Source organism: Trinickia sp. LjRoot230 (genome assembly GCF_964253315.1).
Taxonomy (GTDB): domain Bacteria; phylum Pseudomonadota; class Gammaproteobacteria; order Burkholderiales; family Burkholderiaceae; genus Trinickia.
Genome location: NZ_CAXUQX020000001.1, coordinates 1,388,973 through 1,415,098 on the forward strand (window position 1 = coordinate 1,388,973; position 26,126 = coordinate 1,415,098).

Below are 26,126 nucleotides of genomic sequence, written 5' to 3' on the forward strand. Positions count from 1 at the left end.
GTTGTGGGGGCCTCGGTGTGGCAACGATAATCGCTGGCACCGCAAAAGCCAAGATTTGTGGTGCCGTCAGCGCGTGGCGAACCGCATGCGTTACGCGGGCACGATCGGCAGCTTGCCGATCTTCGCACGCCACGCCTTCGGCCCTGTTTCATGCACCGAAGTGCCCGTCGAATCGACGGCGACCGTCACCGGCATGTCGAGCACGTCGAACTCGTAGATGGCTTCCATGCCGAGGTCTTCGAACGCGAGCACCTTCGCACCGCGAATCGCTTTCGAGACGAGGTAGGCTGCACCGCCCACCGCCATCAGGTAGGCCGCCCGATGCTTCTTGATCGCTTCGATCGCCACTGGACCGCGCTCGGCTTTGCCGACCATCGAGATGAGCCCGGTTTGAGCGAGCATCGTCTCGGTGAACTTGTCCATGCGGGTGGCGGTTGTCGGGCCGGCCGGGCCTACCACTTCGTCGCGCACCGGATCAACCGGCCCAACGTAATAGATCACGCGATTCGTGAAGTCGACCGGCAACGTTTCGCCCTTCGCGAGCATATCGGCGATCCGTTTATGCGCCGCATCGCGACCGGTGAGCATCTTGCCCGAGAGCAGCAACGTTTGCCCCGGCTTCCAACTCGCGACTTCGGCGGCCGTGAGCGTATTCAAATCGACGCGCTTGCTCGTTTCCGTATTGGCGACCCACTGCACTTTCGGCCAGGCATCGAGTGACGGGGCCTCGAGCTTGGCGGGGCCCGATCCGTCGAGCGTGAAATGTACGTGGCGGGTTGCCGCGCAGTTCGGAATGATCGCGATCGGCTTGGAGGCGGCGTGCGTGGGCGCAGCCATGATTTTCACGTCGAGCACGGTAGCGAGACCGCCCAAGCCTTGCGCGCCGATGCCGAGCGCGTTGACCTTCTCGTGAAGCTCGATGCGCAATTCTTCGATCCAGTCGCGTGGGCCGCGCGCGATGATTTCCTGGATATCGATGGAATCCATCAGCGATTCCTTGGCCATCACCATCGCCTTTTCCGCCGTGCCGCCGATGCCGATGCCGAGCATGCCGGGCGGACACCAGCCCGCGCCCATCGTCGGCACTGTCTTGAGCACCCAATCGACGATCGAGTCGGACGGGTTCAGCATTGCAAACTTCGATTTATTTTCCGAGCCGCCGCCTTTCGCGGCCACTTGGATGTCGATTTTGTCGCCCGGCACGATCTCGTAGTGGATCACGGCGGGCGTGTTGTCTTTCGTGTTCTTGCGTGCGCCTTCGGGGGGATTGACGATCGAGGCGCGCAGCACGTTGTCCGGGTTCAGGTAACCGCGGCGCACGCCTTCGTTGATCATGTCGGTGACGCCCATGGTTGCCGCGCCGCTTGCGCTGCCCCAGCGCACGTCCATGCCCACTTTTACGAACACCGTGACGATGCCCGTATCCTGGCAGATCGGTCGGTGGCCCTCCGCGCACATGCGGCTGTTCGTCAGGATTTGCGCGATGGCGTCTTTCGCTGCCGGGCTTGCTTCGAGTTCATATGCGCGGCCGAGGGCCTGAATGTAATCGAGCGGGTGGTAGTAGCTGATGTATTGCAGCGCATCGGCGATGCTGTGGATCAGGTCTTCCTGTTTGATGACTGTCATGGCTTGGATGCTGTGGGGACGGAGCGGCTTGTCGAATCGGCGGAACCGGGGCGCCAAGAAGGCAGAAACCGGTACGCAAAAAAACGCGTTATTGTACCGCGCCAGCAGTACACCGTGGCCGCGCCGCTTTGCTCGTCGCGTGGGCGCTCAGGAGGCGACGGGCGGCACGCGCTTGGTCTTGACGCTCGCCAGCGCAATGCCGGTGATGACGCAGGCGAGCGCGATGCCATGCGCGAACGTCGGACGCTCGTCGAGAAAAAGCATGCCGTAGGCGGCCGCGGCGATCGGCAGCACGGCGCTGAACACGCCGGCGAGGCTACCGTGCACATGGCGAATGCCTTTCATCCAGAGCCAGAACGAAAAAATGCTGGCAGACAGCCCGTACCATAAGAGCAGCGCCCAGACGTCGGCCGGCACGCTCGCATAGTCGAAATGCGCAAGCATGCCGGCACCGAGCGGCAGCATCAGCAGCAGGCCGAAAAGATGCGTGTAGGCGCAGATGTCGATGGGGGCGAGTGTCTGCGTGAGCCGGCGAGACAGGATCACGTAAAGCGATTCGCAGCATACCGCGCCCAGCACCATCAGATTGCCGGCGAGCGAGCCGGTGGCCGACATCGAACCCGACGCTGCGCTGGCTTGCGAAAGGTTGACCACGACGATGCCCGTTATCGCGAGCGCAATCGATGCGAGCGCGCGGGTCCCGGGTCGTTCGCCGAGAAAGATCCACGCGAAGAGCGCGACCACCGCCGGAATCGTGCTCGTGATCACGCCCGCCGCGACCGCGCTCGTGCGCGCGACGCCGCCCAGCATCAGCAATGTGAACCCGAATGTGCCGAATAGTGCCTGCAAGAAGAGATTGAGCCATTCGCCGCCTGTGACTTGGCGCATTTTGCCGATGCGAAAAAGCGGCCAGAGTACGGCGAGCGCAATGACAAAGCGCAAAAGGGCAAAGAGTGGCACGGGAACAAAAGCGACAATCGACTTTCCTATGCCGACGTTGCTGCCGACAAGCAACATGGCGGCAATGAGAAACCAAGCGTATCGATTCATGGAGTGGCGAATGGAGGTTCAGCCGGCATTGTAGGGGGGCGCTGGCGGGCGCGTAAACCAAACGCGCTTACCCGTACATTCCCGCGGTCTGTGCGATGGCGAGTTGCGGCATGGACGGTGCAGGGAATATTCTGGGGGGCGTTGCATCTCGCGCTGATGAGCGCAGCTGTGTGTTCGGTGTGTTGCGCCGCCGCATTCGCCGAGCGGGGCGCCTGGCTATCATTGGCTTGCGCGGGCGCCGGGATCAGGTTGTTATGTTTGTCGATAAGGGAGTGGTCGATGTCTGCGATTGAATCTGTTCTTCACGAAAAGCGCGTATTCGCGCCGCCCGCTGAGCTTGTGGCCAACGCGACGATTTCGGGCATGGACGCGTACCGCGCGCTGGTCGAGCACGCGGCGCGCGACTACGAAGGTTTCTGGGCGAAGCTCGCTCGCGAGACGCTGAGCTGGCACCAGCCGTTCACGAAGGTGCTCGACGAGTCGAACGCGCCGTTTTACCGCTGGTTCGAAGACGGCGAGCTGAACGCGTCGTATAACTGCCTCGATCGCCAAGTGGCCAATGGTCATGCCGACAAAGCAGCGATCATTTTCGAAGCCGATGACGGCACCGTTACGTCGGTCAGCTATCGCGAGCTGCTGCAGCGCGTGTGCCGGCTGGCCAATGCATTGAGAGCGCGCGGTGTGGGCAAGGGCGACCGCGTGGTCATCTACATGCCGATGTCGGTCGAAGGCGTGGTGGCGATGCAAGCGTGCGCGCGCATTGGCGCCACGCACTCGGTGGTGTTCGGCGGCTTCTCGTCGAAGTCGCTCAACGAGCGGCTCGTCGATGTGGGCGCCGTGGCGCTCATCACGGCCGACGAGCAAATGCGCGGCGGCAAAGCATTGCCGCTCAAGAGCATTGCCGACGAAGCGCTGAGTCTGGGCGGGTGCGAGGCGGTCAAGAGCATGATTGTCTATCGGCGCACGGGCGGCGCGGTGCAGTGGCAAGCCGGGCGCGATGTGTGGCTGCACGAGATCACGCAGGGTGAGGCCGACACGTGCGAGCCCGAGTGGGTGAGCGCCGAGCATCCGCTGTTCGTGCTCTACACGTCGGGCTCCACGGGCAAGCCCAAGGGCGTGCAGCACAGCACGGGCGGCTATTTGCTGTGGGCCGCGCAGACGATGAAGTGGACGTTCGACTGCAAGCCCGCGGACGTATTCTGGTGCACGGCCGACATCGGCTGGGTGACGGGCCACACTTACATCGCGTACGGGCCGCTCGCGTGCGGCGCGACACAGGTCATGTTCGAAGGCGTGCCGACCTACCCGGACGGCGGGCGTTTCTGGCAGATGATCGCCAAGCACAAGGTGAGCATTTTCTATACGGCGCCCACGGCCATCCGCTCGCTGATCAAGCTTGCCGATGCTAACCCGCAGGTTCATCCGAAACGCTACGACTTGTCGACGTTGCGCGTAATTGGCACGGTGGGCGAGCCGATCAACCCCGAGGCGTGGGTCTGGTATCACGAGAACGTGGGCGGGTCGCGTTGTCCGGTCATCGACACCTGGTGGCAAACGGAGACGGGCGGGCACATGATCACGCCGCTGCCGGGCGCCACGCCGCTGGTGCCGGGCTCGTGCACGCTGCCGCTGCCGGGCATCGAGGCGGCGATTGTCGACGAGACCGGGCAGGACGTGCCGCACGGGCAGGGCGGCATTTTAGTCGTCAAGCGGCCGTGGCCCGCGATGATCCGCACGATCTGGGGCGACCCGGAGCGCTACAAGAAGAGCTACTTTCCCGACGAGTTGGGCGGTCGGCTCTATCTGGCGGGCGACGGCGCGGTGCGCGACAAGGACACGGGCTACTTCACGATCATGGGCCGCATCGACGACGTGTTGAACGTGTCGGGGCACCGCTTGGGGACGATGGAGATCGAATCGGCGCTGGTCTCGAACCCGTTGGTGGCGGAGGCGGCGGTGGTGGGGCGGCCCGACGAGACGACGGGCGAGGCGGTGGTGGCGTTCGTGGTGCTCAAGCGCACGCGTCCGGAAGGCGAAGAGGCGGTGAAACTGGCCAACGAGCTGCGCGCCTGGGTGGGCAAGGAGATCGGGCCGATCGCCAAGCCGCGCGATATCCGTTTTGGCGAGAATCTGCCGAAAACGCGCTCGGGCAAGATCATGCGGCGGTTGCTGCGCTCGCTGGCCAAAGGCGAGGCGATTACGCAAGACGTCTCCACGCTCGAAAACCCCGCTATTCTCGATCAGCTCAGCGAGGTGCGTTGAGAGCGCAGAGAGACTCAGCAAATGGGCGGCGCGGATAACCCCGATTGTCCGCGCCGCGCCTTTTTGATACATAGGCGCATGGTTGCGCCGCACCTTTCCGATCCGCCTGTGTCACCGTTGCCCGAGCCGCCGCCGGTATCGTGCGCGATGGCGCTCGCGCATCGTCGTTACTGGCGTTTCAATCTCGTGTTGATTGGCGTGTTGATGGTGATCGGTTTTTGCGTATCGTTCGTCGTGCCGCTTTTTGCGCGCGACTTGGCCAATGTTCACTTTGCCGGTTTCAGCTTGCCGTTTTATCTCGGAGCGCAAGGCGCTGTCTTGATCTACCTCGCTTTGATCGTTATCTACATTGCATTGATGACTTTGGCTGACCGCGCATTGCGGCGCGCCGCGGCAACCGATTTGTCGCGCGAGCACGTATTGTGAAGCTCGTTACGCGTCTCACGCGGGCGTACGCGATCTACACACTCGGCCTCGCCGTCTTCGTTTATCTGATGTGGCGCATCGAGCGCGCGTTCGGCGCGGGCGCGTGGATCGGCTATGTGTTCCTGTTCCTGCCGATCGCGGTCTATGCGGTGATCGGCTTGATCTCCCGGACCTCGGACGTCGTCGAATATTACGTGGCGGGGCGTCGTGTTCCGGCTTTTTTCAATGGCATGGCCACAGCTGCGGATTGGTTATCGGCGGCCTCGTTCATTGGCCTCGCGGGCTCGCTGTACGCGACTGGCTATGACAGCCTTGCTTACTTGATGGGCTGGACCGGAGGCTTTTGCCTCGTCGCATTTTTGCTCGCGCCGTATGTGCGCAAGCTGGCGCGCTACACCATTCCCGACTTTCTCGGTACGCGGTTTTCGAGCAACCTTGTGCGGGGTATTGCCGCGGTGTCGGCGATCCTTTGTTCGTTCGTTTATCTCGTCGCTCAGATTCAAGGCGTAGGGTTGATCGCCACGCGCTTTATCGGTGTCGATTTCGCGATCGGTATTGCTTGCGGGTTGGCCGGTATTCTGGTGTGCTCGTTTCTGGGCGGGATGCGGGCCGTCACATGGACGCAGGTGGCGCAATACGTGATCATGATCGGCGCGCTGCTTGTCCCTGTTTCGATGATTGCGTATAAGGACGGGCTCGGGCTCATACCGCAGGCCACGTACGGTCGACTGATGGCGCGGATGGAAACGCTCGAGTTGCAGGTGCGCGATGCGCGTGAAGAGCGCAGCGTGCGGGCACGGTATCGCGAGCGTGCGGCGCAAATCGATGCGCAGATCGCGGCGCTTCCACGTTCGTATGTCGACGAGAAAGCGCGTCTGACGCGTGAGCTTGACGAGTTGCGGCGCCGCAACGGGCCGTTGCGCGAAGTGCACGAGCATGAGGCCATGCTGGCCGCGTTTCCACGTGATACGGCCGCGGCACGCGTTATGTGGACGCGTGCCCGCAACGATTTGCTTGCGCGCGCAACCGACCCGGTGCCGATGCAAGCGCCGTTTTCCGCTGCGAGCGATGACGAGCGACGCATACACGAGCGCAATTTCTTGTCGTTGCTGCTCTGTCTGTCGTTGGGCACCGCGAGCCTGCCGCATATTCTCGTGCGTTACAACACGACGAGTTCGGTGGCGTCCGCGCGGCGCTCGGTCGGGTGGACGCTCTTTTTTATCGCGCTTTTTTACCTGAGTGTGCCGGTGCTGGCGGTGCTCATCAAATATGAGGTGATGACGCATCTCGTGGGGCACTTGTTCGCTGATTGGCCGACGTGGGTAGTGCAATGGAATCGCGTCAATCCGGTGATGATGAGCATTGTCGACGCCAACGGCGAAGGCATTATTCGATGGTCGGAAATCCAAATGCAGCCGGACATGGTCGTGCTTGCGGCACCGGAAATTGCCGGGTTGCCTTATACGATATCGGGCCTTGTTGCGGCGGGGGCGCTGGCGGCTGCGCTTTCGACAGCGGATGGTTTGTTGTTGACTATTGCGAATGCGCTTTCGCACGATTTTTATTACCACATGGTCGATCCAGCCGCGACGAGTCAGCGACGCGTGACGATCTCGAAGATTTTGCTGTTGGGCGTGGCGTTGCTTGCGTCGTATGTGGCTTCGCTCAACACAGGGAACATTTTGTTTTTGGTGGGGGCGGCGTTTTCGTTGGCTGCGTCGAGCCTTTTTCCGGTGCTCGTGCTGGGTGTCTTCTGGAAGCGGGCAACGAAGCGCGGTGCGGTGGCGGGTATGGTGGCGGGGCTCGGGGTATGCGTCTACTACATCGTCTCGACGCATCCGTATTTTGCGCGGTTGACGGGCGTGGCGGGACCGCGGTGGTTCGGCATCGAGCCGATCAGCTCCGGCGTTTTTGGTGTGCCGGCGGGCTTTGCGGCGACGATTGTGGCGAGTCTCTTCGATAAGAAACCTGATGCTTATACGCGCGCGCTGGTGGATTACATCAGGCATCCGTAGGGGCTCGCGCGGAAAGTTGCTGCTTTGCAGCGCGCGAAGTTTGCTATAATCCGCGGTTCTCGGAGAGATGGATGAGCGGTTTAAGTCGCACGCCTGGAAAGCGTGTATAGGTTAATAACCTATCCGGGGTTCGAATCCCCGTCTCTCCGCCAGTCAAGCTTCTCCCATGGCCTACCGCTGCCTGCCGGAAGATGTTAGCCGAGGGCGTCGATCCCATTGATGCACGCAAGGCCGATCGTGAGCGCACAGCTCTCGCGTCGCCGGACACCTCGAGGCTGTCGAAGCGGAACCGCGGCGTTTGATGTCCGCGATGGCCCATGGTTTCATACGTGCGCTCGTGATGAAATCCGCGGGTGCCGCGCGGTTGCGCGGCAAATACCGAAAAGTTCTCAGCGCCGTCGGTGCTCGACGTCCTGCAGGCGACCGTTATCAGGTCCGCGCCGAGCTTGTCCCAGCCGCTCGCGCTCGACACCCAGTGCTTGGTCCCAGTGATGCGCCATTGCGAGCCATCGCGGCGAGCGACCGTACGCATGCTTTCGGCGGGAGCCGGTGCGGCGAAGTTCGCGCTCCCGCCCGGTTCGCTGAAAGCGAAGGCCGCCAGCGGCGCGCCGCTTTGCAGCAGGAACGGGGCTAGCAAAGTCCGCTGCTGCTTCGGCGTGCCGGCGAGGATCACCGGCGTCAGGCCCAGCACCGTCGCGAGCGCGGTAAGCGACACATTCACGTCAACGGCATGAAACTCCTCGACGATTACGGCCATGTCGACAAGGCTCATGCAGTCGCCGCCGACTGGCACGGGGATCAGCTTGCGCAGGAAACCGCGCCGCACCAGCTCCTCGTAGGCGGGGCGAGTTGCGGCGAACCGCTCCTCGGCCGACGTACACGGCCGGAGTAGATCGGGCACGCCGCTCAGTACTGTATGCGCGAAGGCCCGTGCTTCGGCGCGTAGTGCTTCCTGCGCGCCGCTCAACGTGAAATCGATTGCCACGAAGGTTGTTCCTGCAAAAGAGAGGGCAGATGAGGCGCGGCCGCGATGGCACCGGCCGCGCAAGGGGGCGTTAGAGCGGAAAGACGGTCTTCATCCAGATCGATGTTCCCTCGGGCCGGTTTCGCACTGCGAATTCTTTGAGCACGCGGAACTCAATGGCCGCTTTGGAGAACTGATAGCGAAACGCAGGGCCGATCGCGAGCGCCTGACCACGAAAGCCGTCGCCGTCGACGACGCTGCCATCCTGTGTATCGTTCGTCGTTTGCTTGATGAAGTAGCCGTTCACGCCGACATTTGCCTTCGGTGTCACGGCATAGCTCAGCGAGTAATCGAAGTGGAACAGCTGGCCTGATTGATAGTCGGTGGCGTGGTTCTTCGTATTGAACGTGTAAGTCACCTTCGCGGATGCCTCAAAGCCGTTTGAAGGCAGATATGAGAAATGATATGAACGCCTCCCACCCGTGAGAGGTGGAAGCGAAGAAGGAGGGTGGACCCTCACGGGCCGACGGCATCGAAGTGCCCAAGGTGGAAGATCATCAAGGTCTTCACAGGCAAACCGGAGGGTCCGAAATGAAGCTTACGACAGTTGGTGTGGACATTGCAAAGAACGTGATCCAGCTCCATTACATCGACGCTGAGACAGGCGAGATTGTGAACAAACCGATAAAGCGGGCGGCGTTTCTCGAGCATTTTGCGAACCTGCCGCCGTGCCTGGTCGGGATGGAGGCGTGTGGCGGTTCGCAGCACTGGGCCCGCAAGCTCACGGCGATGGGCCACCAGGTGAAGCTGATGCCGGCGAAGTTCGTCAAGGCGTTCGTGATGGGTAACAAGAATGATGCGGCTGATGCGCGAGCGATCTGGATGGCCGCGCAGCAACCGGGCAAGTCAGTTGCGGTGAAGACCGAGACGCAGCAGGCAGTGCTGGGGCTGCACCGGATGCGCGAACAGCTGGTGAAGTTTCGCACGATGCAGATCAACAGTCTGCGCGGCCTGCTGACCGAATACGGTGAAGTGATGGGCAAGGGTCGAGCTGCGCTGGACAAGGCGATACCAGATGTATTGGCGCGACTGGTGGACCGTCTGCCGACGATTCTGATCGACACGCTGCGCGAGCAATGGAACGGCTTGACGGATCTGGACCGGCAGATTGCCGAAATCGAACGGCGCCTGCAGACATGGCTGAAAGAGGACAAGGCGTGCAAGGCAATCGTTGCGATACCGGGTGTCGGTCTGCTGACGGCGACTGCGGCGATCGCGACGATGGGGGACGCGAAGACGTTCAGATCCGGGCGTGAGTTCGCAGCCTGGATTGGGCTGGTCCCGAGGCAAACGGGGTCGGGCGGCAAGGTTCAGTTGCTGGGCATCAGCAAGCGAGGCGATACATATCTGCGCAAGCTGCTGATCCACGGTGCGCGCAGCGTGCTCTTCCACTCGAAGGAGCCGGGGCCGTGGCTTGAGCAGATCAGGACACGCAGGCCGATGAATGTAGTGGTCGTGGCGCAGGCCAACAAGATGGCCCGCACGATCTGGGCAATCCTGGCACATGACCGGCCATATGAAAAAGGTTACGTGAGCGTGAAGCCGATTTGAATGGCGAACGACGCGCAGAAAGATCAACTTTTACAGGATGACACGTCGAAAGGTTGCGCTGGCAATCGTATGTAATGACAAGACAGGTCGGACCGGGACTCGCTAAACCTGAATCATCGCTCGAGCTTCAAGCTCGCCGGAGAAATGAGGTGCGGGTCAGCGGATTTCATGGTGGGCCGCAGCGCATCGGGCTGCAACAAGCCCGGATATAAAGCTGCAACCCATCCTGTCGTAGTCGCAACACACGAAAAACCTTCGCAAACGGGAGGCGTTCATATAAACGCGATGATGGGACGGAACGACGCATAATGCTTGCCGAGATTCAGCGCTCGGTCTTTGTCGTAGCTTCCGGTCGGAAGCGATATGTCGAGTGCCGCGACGGTATGAAAGACGCTGTCTTTCGCCCCAATGCAACAAGGGGCCGGCGACTGTGTCGCTAAGCCCTGCACGGCTGTCGTGCGTTCCCGCTGCATAAACATTCAACGCCGGGAACGCGACGAAACCATATCCGCCCAAGCGTCCGCCGAACACCTTGACGTTCGACATGTACAACAAGCGCGGAATCACGACATTCGCGTTGAGATCGAAACCCGGAACGGCCGAACTGCCGTGGCTGTCGTTGAAGCGGCTGGCATGGTAGTAGTTGTAGTAAAGGACGCCATAGAATCCCGGCGGTGGCAGTGCGCCGGCAAGAAACCCCTCCGCGCCAGCGCCGATGGTATCGCCGCCGCCCTCGGTGGCGAAGGCGTTGCCCGTAACGCACGCGAGCAGCGAGACGGCGAAGGCCGCTCTCCACGTGAACCACTTCATGCGTGACTCCTCAGTATCGTTTTGGTAGCTGAAATTTTTGTGTGTTTGCGCGTTGACATGCGGTCGAATCAGTCCACATTGGCCATGGGCCTCACGCTCTGATGACTGATGCGCACGGGCGCCGTTTCGCGTAAGAAGCAGGAAAGCAAGGCGGGAACGAGTGCGCCAGCGGCTGAAATCCACATCACGACCGGCATACCGTAGTGATCGGCAGCGAAACCGGCGATCGTGGGCGAGAGAAACCCTCCGACTAGTTCGCCGACGCCCATGATCAAGCCGAGTGCTGTCGCGATTGCGCGTGGATTGGCGCTTTCCGCAGGAATGGTTGCCATAAATAGCGTGAAGCAGCCGAGCCCGGTATAGGTCAACAAGATGAGCGGGGCCATCGTGTTGGCATTCGGCACATAGACCATCAGCAGCGGGCAAACGGCAGCGATCAACGAAAAGATCACCATCGCTGGCTTGCGTCCGATGCGATCGGAAATCCCCGGGACAATGAAGCCCCAGCCGACCCACGCGAAACCGAGCATGCTCATGATGCAGCTCATCGTCTGCGGGGAGAAATGGCGGTACTGAATCAGGAAGGTCGGCGCGAACGAGATGATCGTGACGAACCAGGTCAGGTAGAAGCATGCGATCACGACACACAAGGCGACGTTGCGGTTCTTCAACAAAGTTGCCCAGCTCGGACGCGATTGATGTGCAGCATGGCCGGCGTTCCCATAGCTGCTGCGCGAGCGTGAATCTTTCACGAACAGCGCGATCAGGATCGCGATCATGATGCCGGGCACGATCGAAACGAGGAACGCGGTGCGCCAGCCGTGCGTTGTCGCCAACCAGACCAGCACTGGCGGCCCGATTACCGCACCTAACAGGCCGGGCGCCGAACCATTGACGATCCCCATGTTCAACCCGCGACGGGCAGGTGTGGACGCTTCCGCGAGCAGTGATTGTGAGATCGGCAGTGCCGGGCCTTTTGCGACACCCATCAGTGCGCGAAAGAGCAGCAGGGACAGAAAGCCGGACACGAGTCCCGATAGCGAAGAGAGCACCGAGAACGCGATCACGACCAGGATAAGAACCGGCTTGCGCGACGCCCGCTTGTCCGACCAAGCGCCAAGTGTCGCGCCGGACAATGCCCAGGTCAGCGAGAGCGCCGACGAGAGCACGCCTAAATGCGCATTCGTCAGTTTTAGTTCGGTCGACACTAATGGGAATAAGAACGACAGTGCGAGCCGATCGAAGAATACGAAGCCGAAGCTGAGCGATAGGATCGCGAGCAGTTTGTTTTCATAACCTATGCGCATCACGCCTCCCAAACGGCGGGAAGGGAAGGGAATGCCTGATTTCCTTGTCCTGCAATCCTGAATGTTTGGATAACCATGGGCTTGTCTCCTCGTTGGTTTAGCGGCGCGTTTTGCCCGACGCCGCTGTATTTCGCTTGCCTGCATGCGCGGCTTGCGTGAGAGACACCAAGGTAGAAAACCAAAAGTGACGGAGTTTGCCCGCGTGAGACGCGTCGCTTGCCCGTGCAGGACACCGATCGATTAAGCGGGTTGAGGACGGCGGGCGGTGGGAGTAGGGAGCTTCTATTGCGCAACGGGTCTTGCGAGTCATGCATCTGCTGCAATCGACTAAGCCCCTTGACCTTCATGGCTGTCGGCGCGCGGGCCGCCTTTGCCGTCGCACTTATGGAAGCTGCCCAGCTTCGGGCCTTTTACTGCGCCTGCCTCCCCTGCTCCTAGGGTAAACACAGATGCCCTGCGGCGGTCGTGCCGATCTAATATTAGCATATAGCAATGTAACTTGCTATAAATTAATTAAGCGTCTGGGAGACACCATGGGGATCGACTACCAAAAACTGCGGTTCGACTATGTTCGAGCCGCTGAGCACGACACCCCAACCCAGCCAATGCACCCGGTGGTGGTAGTTGGGGCGGGGCCGGTCGGCCTATCGGCGGCGATTGATCTTTCGCAGCAGGGGGTCAACGTGATCCTCGTGGACAACGATGACACGCTCTCGAGCGGCTCGCGTGCGATCTGTTTCGCCAAGCGGACGCTCGAGATATTCGATCGCTTGGGTTGCGCGGACCGTATGGTCGAGAAGGGCGTGAGTTGGAACGTTGGAAAGGTGTTCTTCCAGGACGAGCTTATCTATACGTTCAACTTGCTGCCGGAAGCGGGGCATGCTCGCCCGGCATTCATCAACCTGCAGCAGTATTACGTCGAGGGCTACCTCGCGGAACGCGCAATGGAGCGCAACAACATACAGGTTCGGTGGAAGAGCAACGTAGTCGGGCTGACGCAGTGCAACGAGTACGTCGAGCTGAAAATCGAAACGCCGGATGGCACCTATCCGCTGCGGGCGCAGTACGTCGTCGCAGCCGATGGCGCACGAAGTCCTCTGAGAAAGATGCTCGGCCTAGACAGTTATGGCCGCACGTTCAAGGACCGCTTTCTGATCGCAGATGTAAAGATGAAAGTGGCCTTTCCCACGGAGCGCTGGTTCTGGTTCGATCCGCCGTTTCACCGCAATCAGTCTGTGCTGCTGCATCGCCAGCCGGACGATGTATGGCGCATCGATTTCCAGCTGGGCTGGGACGCCGATCCGATCGCAGAAAAAGCCACTGAAAAAGTGATTCCACGCGTTAAGGCGCTGCTCGGCGAAAACGCGGAATTCGAGCTCGAGTGGGTAAGCGTCTACACCTTCTCGTGCTTGCGGATGGATTCGTTTCGTCATGGTCGCGTATTGTTTGCCGGAGATTCAGCGCATGGCGTGTCGCCGTTCGGCGCACGCGGCGCGAACAGCGGCGTTCAGGATGCCGACAATCTCGCCTGGAAGCTGCGCCTTGTGCTCAACGGCGACGCACCGTCGGCGTTGCTCGACACCTATGCGTCCGAACGCGAATTCGCCGCTGACGAAAACATTCTCAACTCGACGCGCGCCACCGATTTCATCACGCCGAAGAGTGCAGTCTCGCGATTGTTCCGCGACGCAGCGCTCAAGCTCGCGAAAGACTGTCCATTCGCGCGGCGCATTGTCAACAGCGGCAGGCTATCGGTACCCGCCGTGCTGTCCAACTCGCCGTTGAATACTCCCGATGGTCCGGCCGATGCCTTCTCCGGCTCGATGGTCCCGGGCGCCGTCTGCAACGACGCGCCGGTAGTGGTCGACGGCAAGCGAGCGTGGCTTCTCAACCAAACCGCCAGCAGCGCATTCACCGGCATTTATTTTCTCGGTCTCGATGAGGACCTCGCCAAGGCGTCCGAAGACTTCGCTGCGCTTGCTTGTTTGCCCATTGGCGTGCGCTCATTGATCGTGATCCCACAAGGCGCTCAAGTACCGGGCATGCCTGGCGTGACGCTCGTGGGAGACGTCGAGGGCCTCGTCACCAGTCGGTTCGACGCCCGTCCGGGCACTTTTTATCTGCTCCGTCCCGATCAACACGTGTGCGCGCGCTGGCGCGTGCTGGATGTACGATCGATCTCCGCGGCCGTCGACCGCGCTACCTGCAATGCAACTTTCAACGGTTGAACGACCATGAGCCATCTAATTTTGGACCCCAACATCGCGGACATGGATGCGTTCTACGAGCAACTCATCGATACCCATCAGGGATTGAGCGACGCCGATAGTCATGCACTAAATGCAAAGCTCATCTTGTTGCTCGCGAATCACGTCGGCGATATCGACGTACTCAAAGAGGCATTTTTCAAGGCTCGCTCGGGTATGACCGGCAGTTCGCAGGACTGAGGCCGCGTACGCGGACCCAGTTTCGAAATTTACTTGGAGCGACTATGTCGGACTTTAATCACGGCCTCACGCACGCAGAGGGGGCGCTCTACCAATCCGGCTTTAGGAATGAATTTGCCACGGAAGTTATTGCCGGAGTGCTGCCGATCGGCCGCAATTCGCCGCAGAGAGTCGCGAAAGGCCTTTATGCCGAACAATTGTCGGGCACGGCGTTCACTGCCCCGCGCGCGCACAATCGCCGTTCCTGGCTTTATCGGATCCGTCCTGCGGCCGTGCATCTTCCCTTCAAACCGATCGAAAACAAGCGATTGGTCGGTGACTTTGCGACTGTCCCGAGGACACCGCCCAATCAGCTTCGCTGGAATCCGCTGCCTTTCGGCGACGGGCCGATCGATTTTGTCGATTCGCTCGTGACGATGGCCGGGAACGGCTCAGCAGACTCAATGAGCGGCTGTGCCATTCACATGTACGCGGCGAATCGGTCCATGCAGGGGCGCTACTTTTACTCCGCTGATGGCGAGTTGCTTATCGTACCTCAGGAGGGACGATTATCGCTCGCGACCGAATTGGGCTTGGTTGATGTCGAGCCATTCGAGATTGCCGTGATCCCGCGTGGAGTGCGGTTCACCGTGAGCTTGCCAGATGGAGCGGCGCGGGGATACGTGTGTGAGAACTTCGGCGCGCTCCTTGAACTCCCCGACCTTGGGCCGATCGGCTCGAACGGGCTCGCCAACCCGCGCGACTTCCTCACGCCGGTAGCCGCTTTCGATGATCGGCAAGGAAAGTTCGAGCTCGTCGCTAAGTTCGGCGGGAATCTCTGGAGCGCAGAAATCGATCATTCGCCACTCGACGTCGTCGCTTGGCACGGCAATTACGCGCCTTATAAGTATGACTTGCGGCACTTCAACACGATCGGGTCCATCAGCTTTGATCACCCTGATCCGTCCATCTTCCTGGTGCTTCAGTCGCCAAGCGAGACAGACGGCGTTCATTCGTTGGATTTCGTCATCTTCCCGCCACGCTGGCTCGTTGGCGAAGACACGTTCCGGCCACCGTGGTTTCATCGAAACGTCGCAAGCGAATTCATGGGGCTCATACACGGCGCTTACGATGCGAAGGAAGAAGGGTTCATGCCGGGTGGGGCAAGCCTTCACAACTGCATGTCCGGGCACGGACCCGACGCTGAGACGTTTAGGAAGGCGTCGAGCAGCGACACGAGCAAACCATACAAAGTAGACAACACGATGGCCTTCATGTTCGAAACTCCGCGCGTGATTCGCCCGACCGAGTTTGCACTGACGACCTCGCAACTGCAGGCCGAATATTTCGAGTGCTGGCAGGGACTGCAAAGCAATTTCTCGATGGAAGGCAAAGCATGACAGCCGGATATGCCAACGATTGGGAAGTCACGAACGACGCCAAGCTGAGAAGCTGGGTGGAATCGGCCAACGCTTCCGATAGCGACTTTCCGATCCAAAACCTGCCGTTTGGTGTCTTCAGCGACAGCGTGAACGCATCGCCGCGCGTGGGCGTCGCAATCGGCGACGTGATCGTCGATCTGGGTGTGCTCGCCCGTGAAGGGTTATTAGTGCAGGACGCCGACCTCTTCGCGCGGTCGTCACTCAACGCGCTCATCGAAACCGGCAGAACACAATGGCGTGCTTTGCGAGTACGGCTGTCGTCGCTACTCGATGCGCGAAACACCGAACTGCGGGCGAACGCCGACGTCTGCCAGAGGGCGCTGGTGGGGCAAGCCGATGCCTGTATGCATCGGCCCGTCGACATTCCAGGCTACACCGACTTCTATTCGTCGAGGGAGCATGCAACCAATGTCGGCGCGATGTTCCGCGATCCGAAGAATGCGTTGTTGCCTAACTGGCTGGAGATTCCGATCGGTTACAACGGGCGGGCGTCTTCGGTGGTGGTGAGCGGCACGCCGGTGACGAGACCCAATGGACAGATCAAGTTGCCCGATGCCGAGCGGCCCATCTTCGGGGCATGTCGCAAGTTGGACCTAGAACTGGAGATGGGCTTCATTGTCGGGGCAAGTAGCGCGTTGGGTGAGGCGATTGCATGCGAACGCGCAGAAGATCATATCTTCGGGATGGTTCTGCTTAACGACTGGAGCGCACGGGACATTCAGCAGTGGGAGTACGTGCCGCTCGGTCCGTTCAACTCCAAGGCCTTTGCCACCACCATCTCGCCATGGATTGTCACCCTCGATGCTCTTGAGCCGTTCCGTTGCCAGCAGCCAGAGCAATCGCCGCAGCCTTTGCCGTACTTGCGCCACGCGGGACCGCACGCTTTCGACGTCGCGCTCGAAGTGGATTTGCGAGCTGCGGGCGAGCAGCAAGCGCAGACGATCTCGCGCACCAATTTCCGGCTTATGTACTGGACCATGGCGCAGCAGCTTGCGCATCACACGAGCGGCGGATGCAACGTGCGGGTGGGCGATCTGATGGGCTCGGGGACAATCAGCGGCGAGACGTCGGACGCTTGCGGTTCGCTGCTCGAATCGACCTGGAACGGCCAGCGTCCGCTGCACCTTGCGTGCGGGCAAGAGCGAACGTTTATCGAAGACGGCGATGAACTGATCTTGCGCGGGTGGTGCCAAGGCGACGGCTATCGCGTTGGTTTCGGCGCATGCGCCGGACAGGTATTGCCGGCAAAAGAGACCGCATGAGCGAACTGACACTACACGGGTATTTTCGTAGCTCCGCATCGTTTCGTGTGCGTATTGCGCTAAACCTAAAAGGCGTGGCATACGACCAGGCAACCGTGCATCTTCTGCGCGACGGGGGGGAGCAGTTGAAGCCGGCGTATCGTGCAATCAATCCCGATGGGCTCGTGCCGTCGCTATCGTTTCGCGACGGTGCGGCGAGGAATGTGCTCACGCAGTCGCTCGCCATTATCGAGTATCCCGACGACATGTATCCGACGCCTCCCTTGCTGCCCGCATCACCGCTTGATCGGGCATTTGTGCGGGCGATAGCGTTGCAGGCCGCTTGCGAGATACATCCAATCGCAAACCTGCGGGTCTTGAAGTATCTGAAGGACGAATTGGGCGTATCGGAAGGGCAAAAGCAGGCGTGGTATCGGCACTGGATCGATTTGGGCTTCACGTCGCTGGAGCAGCGCTTGGCTTCCGATTCGCGAGTGAGCCGTTTCGTGTGCGGCGAGGCTCCCGGCCTCGCCGATATATGCCTCGTGCCGCAGGTCTGGAATGCGCGCCGCTTCGAGATTCCGCTCGCGTCGTATCCGACCATCGTTCGGATCGCGGATCATGCGATGGACTACGAGGCATTCGCAGCGGCTGAGCCCGGAAGGCAGCCCGACGCAGGCGCGTGACGTCCGCTCGCTCAATCCAGGGCTGACTTGGGCGTGAGCAGCCCAAAGCGCCACGATAGCCGCTGCGTCGCGCCTAGCAGGGCGCGACCGATCGCGCCGTGAGGGTCGCGATCGAAACCGCTTGACGGCCCAATGACCGCGATCACCAGCCGGATGGTGCCCGTATGATCGAAGACAGGGGCGGCTAGTGCACTGATGCCGGGCACGGGTGTATCGAAAGCTTCGTCGATGCCCGCCTCGCGGATATGGCGCAAGCGTGTCCGATAGGCACGAGAAATAGTTGGCGCAGTCGCATCTCCTGCAAGCCTGATTGGCTCATGAACCAGAAATCCTTTCAGGGTGTCTTCCGTCATATGCGCGGCGAACACGCGTCCAATTGCGGTATTGACGAGCGACAAAACGGTGCCGACACGTAGGCTGATGTGTTGCGGTCGTGCCGACTCTTCTAACCGGATCACGGTGGGACCCACTGGCCCCAACGTCGCCGCGGCAACCGTGAACTCGGTCGACGCGGCTAGAGAGACGATTTCCGGCTCCGCATCGCGTGTCGGCGATAGACGTTGCAGCGCGATCAACCCCAGTTGGAACGCGAGCGGCCCAGCCGCGAAGCAGCCGTCGTCGTTGCGCAACAGCAGACCGATCTTCTGCAGGCTTACGAGGTGAGGAAACGCTTTCGCGGGTGGCATGCCCGCCGCGAAAGCGAGATCGCGCAGACTGAGCGGTTGGCCGGCTGCTGCGAGCGCCGTCAAAAGTTCGCCGGTGCTATCCAGCGCATTGATGCCGCGCTGTGCTTTGGCCTCTGCCTGTCCCGTGGCGTCGTTCGGGACGCCGGTGGAATCAGATGGCATGGGTCAGGGTCCTGTGAGGCAGGGCTTGAGTGATTCGGTTGGCGATTTCACTCATCTCGCGAGCAATCGCTCCACTCCAGCCGACGTCCATCGCGCCGGATGGCCCGATGACGGTCAGCGCGAGCAACATCCTGCCGTTTTCGTCGAGTACCGGCGCGCTCATGCTGCTGATGCCGGGACTTGGCATGTCGATGCTGCGTGCCAGGCAGCGTCGCCGAATCGCTTCGAGGCTGGTCTGCTGCTTCTCCCGCAGGGACGCGCCCGATGAAGGATCGTCGGCGATCACGCTTGGCTGGCCAAGGCCCTGGCGCTCCATCATGACGGCGAGTTCGTCCGCGTCGAAAAAAGCCTTGAACACGCGGCCGGTCGACGTGGTCTCCAGTGACATAACGGTGCCGACGTGCAGGTTGACGTGCAGCGGATTGCCGCCGCGCTCATAACGGACAATCGTCGGTCCCTGTGCGCCGGCGATACAGAGAGCCACGCTAAAGCCGGTGCGCTCGGCCAACTGCGTCGCATAGGGCACTGCGACGCGATAAGCCGGTTGTTCCTCGACGTGCATCAGGCCCAGCCGCAGCGAAAGCGGCCCAGGCTCATAGTAGCTGGTCAAAGCGTCGCGTTTTACGAGACCAAGCTTCGTGAGGCTGACCAGATAGGTGTGGGCCTGCGCTGTCGAAAGACCGGCAGCAGACGCCAATTCACTCAGTGGCAGCGGCTCGCGCCGGGATACGAGCGCTTCAAGGATGCGTCCAGCGACTTCGACGCTCTGAATGCCTCGTTGCGCTTTTGAGGTTGCTTCTTTCAATTGTGAAGTTCGCTCCTACAGGCTTACACCATGGTGCTCGATCGTAACCCATTTGGGGGATCGCGTCGGACATGAGGATTTTCCCGCAGTTTTCATATAGCAACAAGATTAGCTATTGACAAATTTCACATCCGACGCGACGATGAAGCATCCATCGTTGATTTACCGGAGACAGACGTGACCAAAGCATTCGCATCGCAGGCGGACCTCGAAGAAAAGAAGATCACTTTCACGCAGTTGTCCGAGAACGCATGGGCGTACACGGCGGAAGGGGATCCGAACTCGGGCGTCATCATTGGCGACGACGGCGTCCTCATTGTGGATACGACCGCGACGCCCGCGATGGCGCAGGATCTCATCGGAAAGATTCGCAGCGTGACCGACAAGCCGATCAAGTACGTGGTGTTGTCGCACTACCATGCGGTCCGTGTGCTTGGCGCATCGGCGTACTTCAAGGAAGGCGCGCAGCAGGTTATCGCGAGTCGCGGGACCTACGAGATGATCGTCGAGCGCGGCGAGCAGGACATGAAATCGGAGATCGAGCGCTTTCCGCGTCTGTTCGCCGGCGTCGAGACGGTGCCGGGGCTGACATGGCCGACGCTCGTTTTCGACAGGGAAATTACGTTGTGGCTCGGCAAGCTCGAAGTGAAGATTGCGCATCTGGGTGCGGGCCATACGAAGGGTGATACGGTCGTCTGGCTGCCATCGCAAAAAGTGTTGTTTTCGGGTGACCTCGTCGAATACGACGCAGCCTGCTACTGCGGCGATGCCCAACTCGAGCAATGGCCCGCGACGCTGGAAGCGCTGCGCGCACTGAACGCGGACAAGCTCGTACCGGGCCGAGGGCCCGCTCTGCTGTCGCAGGCGGAAGTGAACAAGGGTCTCGACTACACGAAGGACTTCGTCACGACACTGCTACAAGCCGGCCGTGACGCCGTTGCGGAAAGGCTCGATTTAAAGGGTGCGATGGCGTTGACTCGCAAGACGATGGACCCGAAGTTCGGCCAGGTCTTTATCTACGAGCATTGCCTGCCTTTCGACGTGTCGCGCGCTTATGACGAAGCAAGCGGCATCACGCATCCGCGTATCTGGACAGCGCAGCGCGACAAAGAGATGTGGAGTGCGCTTCAGGACTGAACGAATCCGCGTTGTAGGAAGGGTCCCGCGTGGGGCCCTTCTTTTTGAGTAAACCAAACAGGGTGCGCAAGACACCTGAAGACGCGCGATCCGCTCTGGTAGGAGCGGCGCCACGGAGACAGAAAATGCAGAACAGCCTCGACCTCGGTTCGTCGCGCGCGTCGCGCGCGACGGTGGATGACCATCAGCTATTCGTCAAAGCCGCCTGGCGCACGATTCCCTTTCTGTTCGTTTGCTATGTCGTATCGTTTCTGGACCGAATCAACATCGGCTTCGCGCAGTTGCAGATGAAGCACGACCTCGGGTTTAGCGACGCGATGTATGGCCTGGGCGCCGCAGTCTTTTACATCGGCTACGTGCTGTGCGAGGTGCCAAGCAACATGCTACTGGTGAAGTACGGCGCTCGCAGAACCTTCACCCGGATTATGCTGCTGTGGGGCTCCGCATCGGTCAGCATGATGTTTGTGTCCAAGCCCTCGCATTTTTATTTGCTGCGTTTCATGCTCGGCGTTTTCGAGGCGGGCTTCTTTCCTGGCATCGTGCTTTATCTGACCTACTGGTTTCCGGCGAATCGCCGTGCGGCGGTCATGTCGGTGTTCTTTGCCGGTGTTGCGGTGGCGGGCGTGCTAGGCGGCTTGATGTCCGGTTGGATCATGCGCGACATGGGCGGCGTATTAGGCCTGTACGGCTGGCAGTGGATGTTCGCTCTAGAGGGCGCTCCGGCGTTGCTGCTCGCGTTCGTCGCATTTTTCTATCTGGTCGACAAGCCACAGGACGCACGGTGGCTGAGCGACGCGCAAAAGACACGGCTGGTCGCGCTGTGTACGCAAAACGATAGGGGCCCTCAATCGAGGAGCACGCACGACACGCGCAGCTTTGTTGCGGCGCTCGTGAACCCGCGTGTGTACCTCTTTGCGTTCATCTACTTCTCTTTGACGTGCGCGTCGCTGACCCTGAACTTCTGGATGCCGCTGATGATCCGCGATTTCGGCATCAAGGACGTCGTGCACGTCAGTCTCTACACCGTCATTCCGAATGCAATCGGCGCGGTCGGGCTCATTCTGATCGCACGACGCTCGGACCGCAAAGCTGAGCGCCGTCGTCACTTCGCCTTCTGCACCATTGGCGGTGGTGTCGCTCTGGCGGCGCTGACCCTCCATCTGAGCAGTTTTGCCGCAATGCTCGCAATCCTCTCAGTGGCAGCAGCCCTCATTTTCGCGGCGCTGCCGATTTTCTGGGCCGTGCCCGCCAGCTATCTTTCCGGCAATGCGGCGGCCTCGGGGATTGCGCTCATCAGCAGCATTGGCATTACCAGTGGGATCGTGAGTCCGTGGGTGATCGGCCAGATTCGCACGAGCACAGGAAGTATGGATCTCGCGGTCTACCTGCTCGCCGGGTTGCTCGTGATGAGCGGCATCGCATTGATGGCAGGCGTGAAGAAGACGGCCACCAAGCCACAGTGAATTGCGACGTCGGCTCGGGTGAACAGCCGGCATAGCAAAAGAAAGTGGGTGAGGTCGCAGCGTGCTACTCAGGAATCTTTGCATGTAGTGACCTCGGGCGGCAGCGTGTGGGCAGCGTACGGCGAGGTACGTTATCGATGCCGGCTTTGTCAGTAGCGGGCCTGGCTCACGGCTGCGTCGCGCTTGGGGAGCCGATCGGGGGCGCGCTCGCCGCGTTGCAGATCACGAATCCACCCGGCGCGACCACCTGACTGACGATCAACTATGAAATACCGTCCCGGCGGTAGCGGACCAATATCTGGCTGTGCGACGGCCTTGGGATTATCATGCCCGGTAGACGTGCCTGAAAATGCGCTGAACAGCCCGGCACCTGGACACGATAGCACCGACGTTTTTTGAGAATTCAAACTGAATGTACATGCAGCAGGCATAACAGCACTCGTTTTATCCGTAGCAATTTGCGCACGCTACCAAAGTCAGTTGATCACGCCCGCTGAAAGACGCGCTACGCGATCATTGTGACGTCACAGGTGAAACCGTATCAACGATCATGCAGCGGGCGGTCGTTCGCGTTGTACGCCGGAGCGATCGCTCTTGGCCCGAACCGGGCCTGAAGGAAACTGGGAAGATAGGCGAGGACCTAGTGAAGGTGGTTCGCTTGGTGCTTTTCCCGGCTTTGTTCAGGAGGGTCCTTGCGCTGCGGCGGGAGGGCGGGTAAAAAGAGGCACATTGACCTATCCGGCTTGCGACATTTCATGCCTTACAAGGCGAGACTGAAAGCGGGTGAGCCGCGTAATCGGCCGATGCCGAACTACGCGGCAACCAACGCGCACGAGTACAACGAGAGCCTGAGGCGGCGCGGGCAGCTCAGCCTGTACTGCCCCGACGGCGACTCGGACGAGGCGGGCCTGGATGCGGTGCTGGCGGTTGAAGCGAACGTCGACTGCGTGATTGCGGACGCAGCGTACTACAGTATTGCGCAGGCCTAGGCGTGGTCAACCCGCGGCGTGCTGCCGGTGATTCCGCCACCGGCCAATACGGTCGTTCATAATCAACCGGCAACACGCTTGCACGACCATCTCGTTCGGTACATCAAGGACAAGGGCATTCATGCGTTCCGAAACAAATACGGGTACGGTCAGCGCGCATGGGTCGAATCGCAGATCTCGCGAATCATGCGCTGCATCGGAGCGCAATTGCTGACGCGCAAAATCGAATCGCAGCAGCGCGAGGGCGTGGTCATCGGCAACCTGCTGAACCTATGGAATTTGTTCGGCAGGCCCGCTTGCGTCAAAAATGCATAGTTGCGTCCGCAACCAACTGGGTTCCTACTCTGCCGAACAAAGCCTATAACTAGGTGCTATAAGCGGTCACATTTTCATGGAGGGAGTAATGAAATCGATTCGTTGCTTTTCTTTGCTGACTTGTGGTCTGGCTGGCGTCGTACTGTCAGTTGTTGATATCCCCAGCGCCTACGCCTGGACGAACGAAAATCCCGGCAGCGCGAGTCAATGCGCCGCAGTCGATGTGAATGATGCTGGGACGGTGGTTGAGAACTGTAAAGTCGCTAACACCTCCGCGGCCTTCGTGACGGTCGCCGGTTCGACAGCACAGCTGGCTGCGCTCCCGGGTACTGCGGGCGGAGTGCCCTGCTCGGTTAGCATGATCAACAATGCGGGCAGCGGGAAGGAAACCGTTGTTGGCTCGTGTCGGGACGCCAACAACGTGTCCCAAGCGGTGTCCTGGAACTCCAGTTCGCCGGGGGCGCCAACGCAACTACTGCCGTTCGCCGGCCTGCTGGGCATCATCGGTAATGGCCTGATAGCCGGTGCAACCGGTGTCAATGTGCAAGGCGTGGTGATCGGTAAGAGTATCGACGGTAACGACTCAATCTTACCTGTGTACTGGGCGACCGGCTCGAACTCGGCGACCCCGCTGAACTCGCCTTTGCTCGCCCCGCAGGCAAACTGCGTGCCGGTGGACATCAACGATGCGAAAACACCATCGGCCGTGGGTAACTGCCCGGGAGGTCGCCTCGGTGGCGGCAAGAATGTGGCGGTGCTCTGGCCTACGTTGGGAAGTGCGTATTCGGCGTTACCGGTGCCGAGCGGCGCCAGTTACTGCAGTGCACGCCAGATCAACGTGAATGGCCAGATTCTCGGTGAGTGCATCTACGGATCGGATACAAACCGCACGGTTGTCTGGGGAGGCGGAGGATCTGGACCGACGGTCCTGCAGACCATCAATGGTAGTCCGGCCTTGCGCACGGTCGGCATGGATCTGAGTGATACAGGGCTGGTCGCTGTGAAGTTTCTGGCCGGTGCCGGGCAGGCTGGATTCTATGAGCCCGCGCTCTGGAATCCCACCAGTAGCAATGCATCATCCATCGCCCTGCCGTTCGGGGCCATTCACGGTGTTGTGCTTGGCATTGGAAATAACGGCAAGATGGTTGGAAACTATGAGACATCGGCGGGAGATGTTCATCCGTTTCACGTTGAAGCCGGCAGCCTGGCCGCCGTTGATGACGGCGCGCCAGCTGGCGGTCCTAATGCTCGTGTTACTGCATGGTCGAAAGGGGGCGTGTACGAGGCTGGCTGGGCCGAAAACAGCAATCAGGCGGCGCAATCCGAGGTGCAGATGATCCCATAACGTGGTCGCGTGAGGTTTGCGTGCTGGACCAGTGTGAACCAAGAACGTGCGAGGTGCTCGCGATGAATGCAGTGAAGATATGGTTATGTGTGGCACTTACTCTCATTTTCTCGGCGGCGGAGTTGTCAATGCCAGCCTATGGTAGAAATCTTCATGGGATGTCGCAGGCTGATTACGATGCGCAAGTTACGGGCGTCCCGAAAGCCGAAGAATGGGAAGGCCCACGCTACGATGGACCATCTAATGAGGCCTACTACGATTGTAAGCGTCGCGCTGAAGGACTTGGGTTGATCGTTGGGGAAAACGCCGACTGTTCAACTGGAAAACTGATGAATAGACAGCGTCAAGCAGCATGGTCGGCTGATGTTACTGCGTGGTAATCGTCGTAGTCGAGTCGTTTTGCGTTTTGCAGTATGGGGTGACCCGTTTTCTATAACACGGAACGACGATTGGCTGCGTTCGTCGTTTGATGCTGCTTTGGGCGTCGTCAAGAGGGGCTTGCTCATCCTGGCGCATTGCGGTCATCCGGGAAGGTCCTTGTCAATTCGGCCGGCCGGGGCGCGTTCGTAGTGGGGGTTGGCGAGTGATAGCCGTGGCTGGCCAACTCAAGTGAAGGCTAGCGCTGCGTGGCGGCGCCGGCCTTCACGGTGTCGGCATCCCCGAGTATCCGGGTGCCCAGTTCTCTCGCGCGATTCGATCGCCACGCTTTCACGCCGCGTTGCAGGGTGCGCAGTTGGGCGCTGGAATACATGGCCGGAGCCATCGCGACGAGACCTTCATGAAGCGGCTCTGGTGCAAATACTTCGACGATCGCAACGTCACGTCCTCGGGCAGCAACCCGTCAGTCTTCATTTCTCGCACCGCGCGGTGAGACGCTGCGTAGCCGTCCAGCGTGATGGGCTTCGGAGCGCGCCCTTGACTCTTGATCGCCTTTGCGAAGAAGGCCTTGGCCGCGGCGACATCGCGCTTGGCGCTGAGCCTGAAATCGACAATCTTTCCTGCCCGGTCAACTGCACGGTAGAGATAGACCCATTTGCCACGGACGTTCACATGCGTCTCGTCGACTCGCCGCGATCGACCGGCTGCTGTAGTAAAGCGATCCCAGCGCTTGACGAACTCCGGCGTGAACCGTTTGACCCAGCGCATGATCGTCGTGTGCGCAATCGACAGGCCGCGCTCGGCCATCATTTCAACAAGGTCTCGAAGGCTGAGCTTGTAGCGCGGGCTCCTCCGATTTGCACCAGAGCCCGTCGTTGAACGAGGCGTGTGGTGGCCAACCGCGAACCACCCGCCCCCTATCAATGTTGATAGGTTTACACAGCCTGTGGGCTTGGGCATTGTCGTTCTCGTCCCCGTGA

Annotated in this window: 23 protein-coding genes, 1 tRNA gene and 2 pseudogenes; 16 read left to right on the forward strand and 10 right to left on the reverse strand. The window is 60.4% G+C overall.

The features are described from left to right. Positions 1-90: 90 nt before the first annotated feature. Both ACSQ20_RS06530 and ACSQ20_RS06535 read right to left on the reverse strand, forming a co-directional pair. Positions 91-1,626 (reverse strand): fumarate hydratase, encoded by a 1,536-nt coding sequence (locus ACSQ20_RS06530; RefSeq protein WP_436018348.1) that lies wholly within the window; start codon positions 1,624-1,626, stop codon positions 91-93. 147 nt (positions 1,627-1,773) lie between these two features. Further along, on the reverse strand, positions 1,774-2,676 hold the full coding sequence (locus ACSQ20_RS06535) for a DMT family transporter (RefSeq protein WP_436018349.1): 903 nt from the start codon (positions 2,674-2,676) through the stop codon (positions 1,774-1,776). A gap of 279 nt (positions 2,677-2,955) precedes the next feature. Here ACSQ20_RS06535 and acs point away from each other — a divergent pair, with 279 nt between their 5' ends. The 4 genes from acs to ACSQ20_RS06555 all read left to right on the forward strand — a co-directional run bounded on the left by acs (position 2,956) and on the right by ACSQ20_RS06555 (position 7,531). After that, complete coding sequence (gene acs / locus ACSQ20_RS06540; protein ID WP_436018350.1) at positions 2,956-4,938, forward strand: acetate--CoA ligase; 1,983 nt, start codon at positions 2,956-2,958, stop codon at positions 4,936-4,938. A 78-nt stretch (positions 4,939-5,016) separates the two neighbouring features. Beyond that, complete coding sequence (locus ACSQ20_RS06545; RefSeq protein WP_436018351.1) at positions 5,017-5,364, forward strand: DUF4212 domain-containing protein; 348 nt, start codon at positions 5,017-5,019, stop codon at positions 5,362-5,364. Next, positions 5,361-7,379, forward strand: coding sequence for a sodium:solute symporter family protein (locus ACSQ20_RS06550; RefSeq protein ID WP_436018352.1), 2,019 nt, complete (start codon positions 5,361-5,363; stop codon positions 7,377-7,379). The genes ACSQ20_RS06545 and ACSQ20_RS06550 overlap by 4 nt, the downstream gene beginning before the upstream one ends. A gap of 61 nt (positions 7,380-7,440) precedes the next feature. Continuing rightward, a tRNA-Ser gene (locus ACSQ20_RS06555) sits at positions 7,441-7,531 on the forward strand. A gap of 134 nt (positions 7,532-7,665) precedes the next feature. Here the strand turns inward: ACSQ20_RS06555 and ACSQ20_RS06560 are convergent. Together ACSQ20_RS06560 and ACSQ20_RS06565 are read right to left on the reverse strand one after the other, a co-directional pair. Next, positions 7,666-8,364: pseudogene (locus tag ACSQ20_RS06560) on the reverse strand (acyl-CoA dehydrogenase family protein); the annotation flags it as partial. A gap of 70 nt (positions 8,365-8,434) precedes the next feature. Further along, positions 8,435-8,863 carry a SphA family protein gene (locus ACSQ20_RS06565; RefSeq protein ID WP_436018353.1) on the reverse strand — a complete coding sequence of 143 codons (429 nt, stop codon included), beginning with the start codon at positions 8,861-8,863 and terminating at the stop codon, positions 8,435-8,437. A gap of 71 nt (positions 8,864-8,934) precedes the next feature. On the opposite strand from ACSQ20_RS06565, the gene ACSQ20_RS06570 reads away from it, so the two are divergent. After that, entirely contained in the window at positions 8,935-9,954 is a 1,020-nt protein-coding gene (locus ACSQ20_RS06570; RefSeq protein WP_436018354.1) for an IS110 family transposase, read from the forward strand. A 156-nt stretch (positions 9,955-10,110) separates the two neighbouring features. On the opposite strand, the gene ACSQ20_RS06575 is transcribed toward ACSQ20_RS06570, so the two are convergent. Both ACSQ20_RS06575 and ACSQ20_RS06580 read right to left on the reverse strand, forming a co-directional pair. Beyond that, on the reverse strand, positions 10,111-10,764 hold the full coding sequence (locus tag ACSQ20_RS06575; RefSeq protein WP_436018355.1) for a SphA family protein: 654 nt from the start codon (positions 10,762-10,764) through the stop codon (positions 10,111-10,113). Between the two features lie 68 nt (positions 10,765-10,832). Further along, a complete protein-coding gene (locus ACSQ20_RS06580; RefSeq protein WP_436022951.1) occupies positions 10,833-12,071 on the reverse strand; it encodes an MFS transporter in 1,239 nt (412 codons plus the stop codon). Positions 12,072-12,604: 533 nt separating this feature from the next. On the opposite strand from ACSQ20_RS06580, the gene ACSQ20_RS06585 reads away from it, so the two are divergent. From ACSQ20_RS06585 to maiA, 5 genes are read left to right on the forward strand one after another with little or no spacing between them, the layout of a single operon-like run. Then, positions 12,605-14,299: an FAD-dependent oxidoreductase gene (locus ACSQ20_RS06585; RefSeq protein WP_436018356.1), complete on the forward strand. Its 1,695-nt coding sequence runs from the start codon at positions 12,605-12,607 to the stop codon at positions 14,297-14,299. Positions 14,300-14,305: 6 nt separating this feature from the next. Then, positions 14,306-14,518 carry a DUF2783 domain-containing protein gene (locus ACSQ20_RS06590; RefSeq protein ID WP_436018357.1) on the forward strand — a complete coding sequence of 71 codons (213 nt, stop codon included), beginning with the start codon at positions 14,306-14,308 and terminating at the stop codon, positions 14,516-14,518. A 44-nt stretch (positions 14,519-14,562) separates the two neighbouring features. Continuing rightward, positions 14,563-15,897 (forward strand): homogentisate 1,2-dioxygenase, encoded by a 1,335-nt coding sequence (gene hmgA, locus ACSQ20_RS06595; RefSeq protein ID WP_436018358.1) that lies wholly within the window; start codon positions 14,563-14,565, stop codon positions 15,895-15,897. Next, positions 15,894-17,201, forward strand: a complete 1,308-nt coding sequence (fahA, locus tag ACSQ20_RS06600; RefSeq protein WP_436018359.1) for a fumarylacetoacetase — start codon at positions 15,894-15,896, stop codon at positions 17,199-17,201. Before hmgA ends, fahA begins: the two co-directional genes overlap by 4 nt. 5 nt (positions 17,202-17,206) lie before the next feature. After that, complete coding sequence (gene maiA, locus ACSQ20_RS06605) at positions 17,207-17,866, forward strand: maleylacetoacetate isomerase (protein ID WP_436022953.1); 660 nt, start codon at positions 17,207-17,209, stop codon at positions 17,864-17,866. A gap of 11 nt (positions 17,867-17,877) precedes the next feature. Here the strand turns inward: maiA and ACSQ20_RS06610 are convergent, their stop codons facing one another. Together ACSQ20_RS06610 and ACSQ20_RS06615 are read right to left on the reverse strand one after the other, a co-directional pair. Beyond that, the gene (locus ACSQ20_RS06610; RefSeq protein ID WP_436018360.1) at positions 17,878-18,714 is read right to left on the reverse strand and encodes an IclR family transcriptional regulator; all 837 of its coding nucleotides are present in this window, start codon (positions 18,712-18,714) and stop codon (positions 17,878-17,880) included. Continuing rightward, positions 18,704-19,519, reverse strand: a complete 816-nt coding sequence (locus tag ACSQ20_RS06615) for an IclR family transcriptional regulator (RefSeq protein ID WP_436018361.1) — start codon at positions 19,517-19,519, stop codon at positions 18,704-18,706. Before ACSQ20_RS06615 ends, ACSQ20_RS06610 begins: the two co-directional genes overlap by 11 nt. Positions 19,520-19,696: 177 nt before the next feature. On the opposite strand from ACSQ20_RS06615, the gene ACSQ20_RS06620 reads away from it, so the two are divergent. Both ACSQ20_RS06620 and ACSQ20_RS06625 read left to right on the forward strand, forming a co-directional pair. Next, positions 19,697-20,656 carry an MBL fold metallo-hydrolase gene (locus ACSQ20_RS06620; RefSeq protein ID WP_436018362.1) on the forward strand — a complete coding sequence of 320 codons (960 nt, stop codon included), beginning with the start codon at positions 19,697-19,699 and terminating at the stop codon, positions 20,654-20,656. A gap of 125 nt (positions 20,657-20,781) precedes the next feature. Further along, positions 20,782-22,119 (forward strand): MFS transporter, encoded by a 1,338-nt coding sequence (locus tag ACSQ20_RS06625; RefSeq protein ID WP_436018363.1) that lies wholly within the window; start codon positions 20,782-20,784, stop codon positions 22,117-22,119. Between the two features lie 149 nt (positions 22,120-22,268). Here the strand turns inward: ACSQ20_RS06625 and ACSQ20_RS06630 are convergent, their stop codons facing one another. After that, positions 22,269-22,550, reverse strand: coding sequence for a tlde1 domain-containing protein (locus ACSQ20_RS06630; protein ID WP_436018364.1), 282 nt, complete (start codon positions 22,548-22,550; stop codon positions 22,269-22,271). 324 nt (positions 22,551-22,874) lie between these two features. Here ACSQ20_RS06630 and ACSQ20_RS06635 point away from each other — a divergent pair, with 324 nt between their 5' ends. The 4 genes from ACSQ20_RS06635 (at position 22,875) to ACSQ20_RS06650 (ending at position 25,148) form a co-directional block, all read left to right on the forward strand. Then, entirely contained in the window at positions 22,875-23,108 is a 234-nt protein-coding gene (locus tag ACSQ20_RS06635) for a hypothetical protein (protein ID WP_436018365.1), read from the forward strand. A gap of 27 nt (positions 23,109-23,135) precedes the next feature. Next, entirely contained in the window at positions 23,136-23,423 is a 288-nt protein-coding gene (locus tag ACSQ20_RS06640) for a transposase (RefSeq protein ID WP_436018366.1), read from the forward strand. An 88-nt stretch (positions 23,424-23,511) separates the two neighbouring features. After that, positions 23,512-24,768: a hypothetical protein gene (locus ACSQ20_RS06645; protein ID WP_436018367.1), complete on the forward strand. Its 1,257-nt coding sequence runs from the start codon at positions 23,512-23,514 to the stop codon at positions 24,766-24,768. Between the two features lie 62 nt (positions 24,769-24,830). Next, a complete protein-coding gene (locus tag ACSQ20_RS06650; RefSeq protein ID WP_436018368.1) occupies positions 24,831-25,148 on the forward strand; it encodes a hypothetical protein in 318 nt (105 codons plus the stop codon). A gap of 412 nt (positions 25,149-25,560) precedes the next feature. On the opposite strand, the pseudogene ACSQ20_RS06655 reads toward ACSQ20_RS06650, so the two are convergent. Then, a pseudogene (locus ACSQ20_RS06655) lies at positions 25,561-25,989 on the reverse strand (IS6 family transposase); the annotation flags it as partial. Positions 25,990-26,126 lie beyond the last annotated feature (137 nt).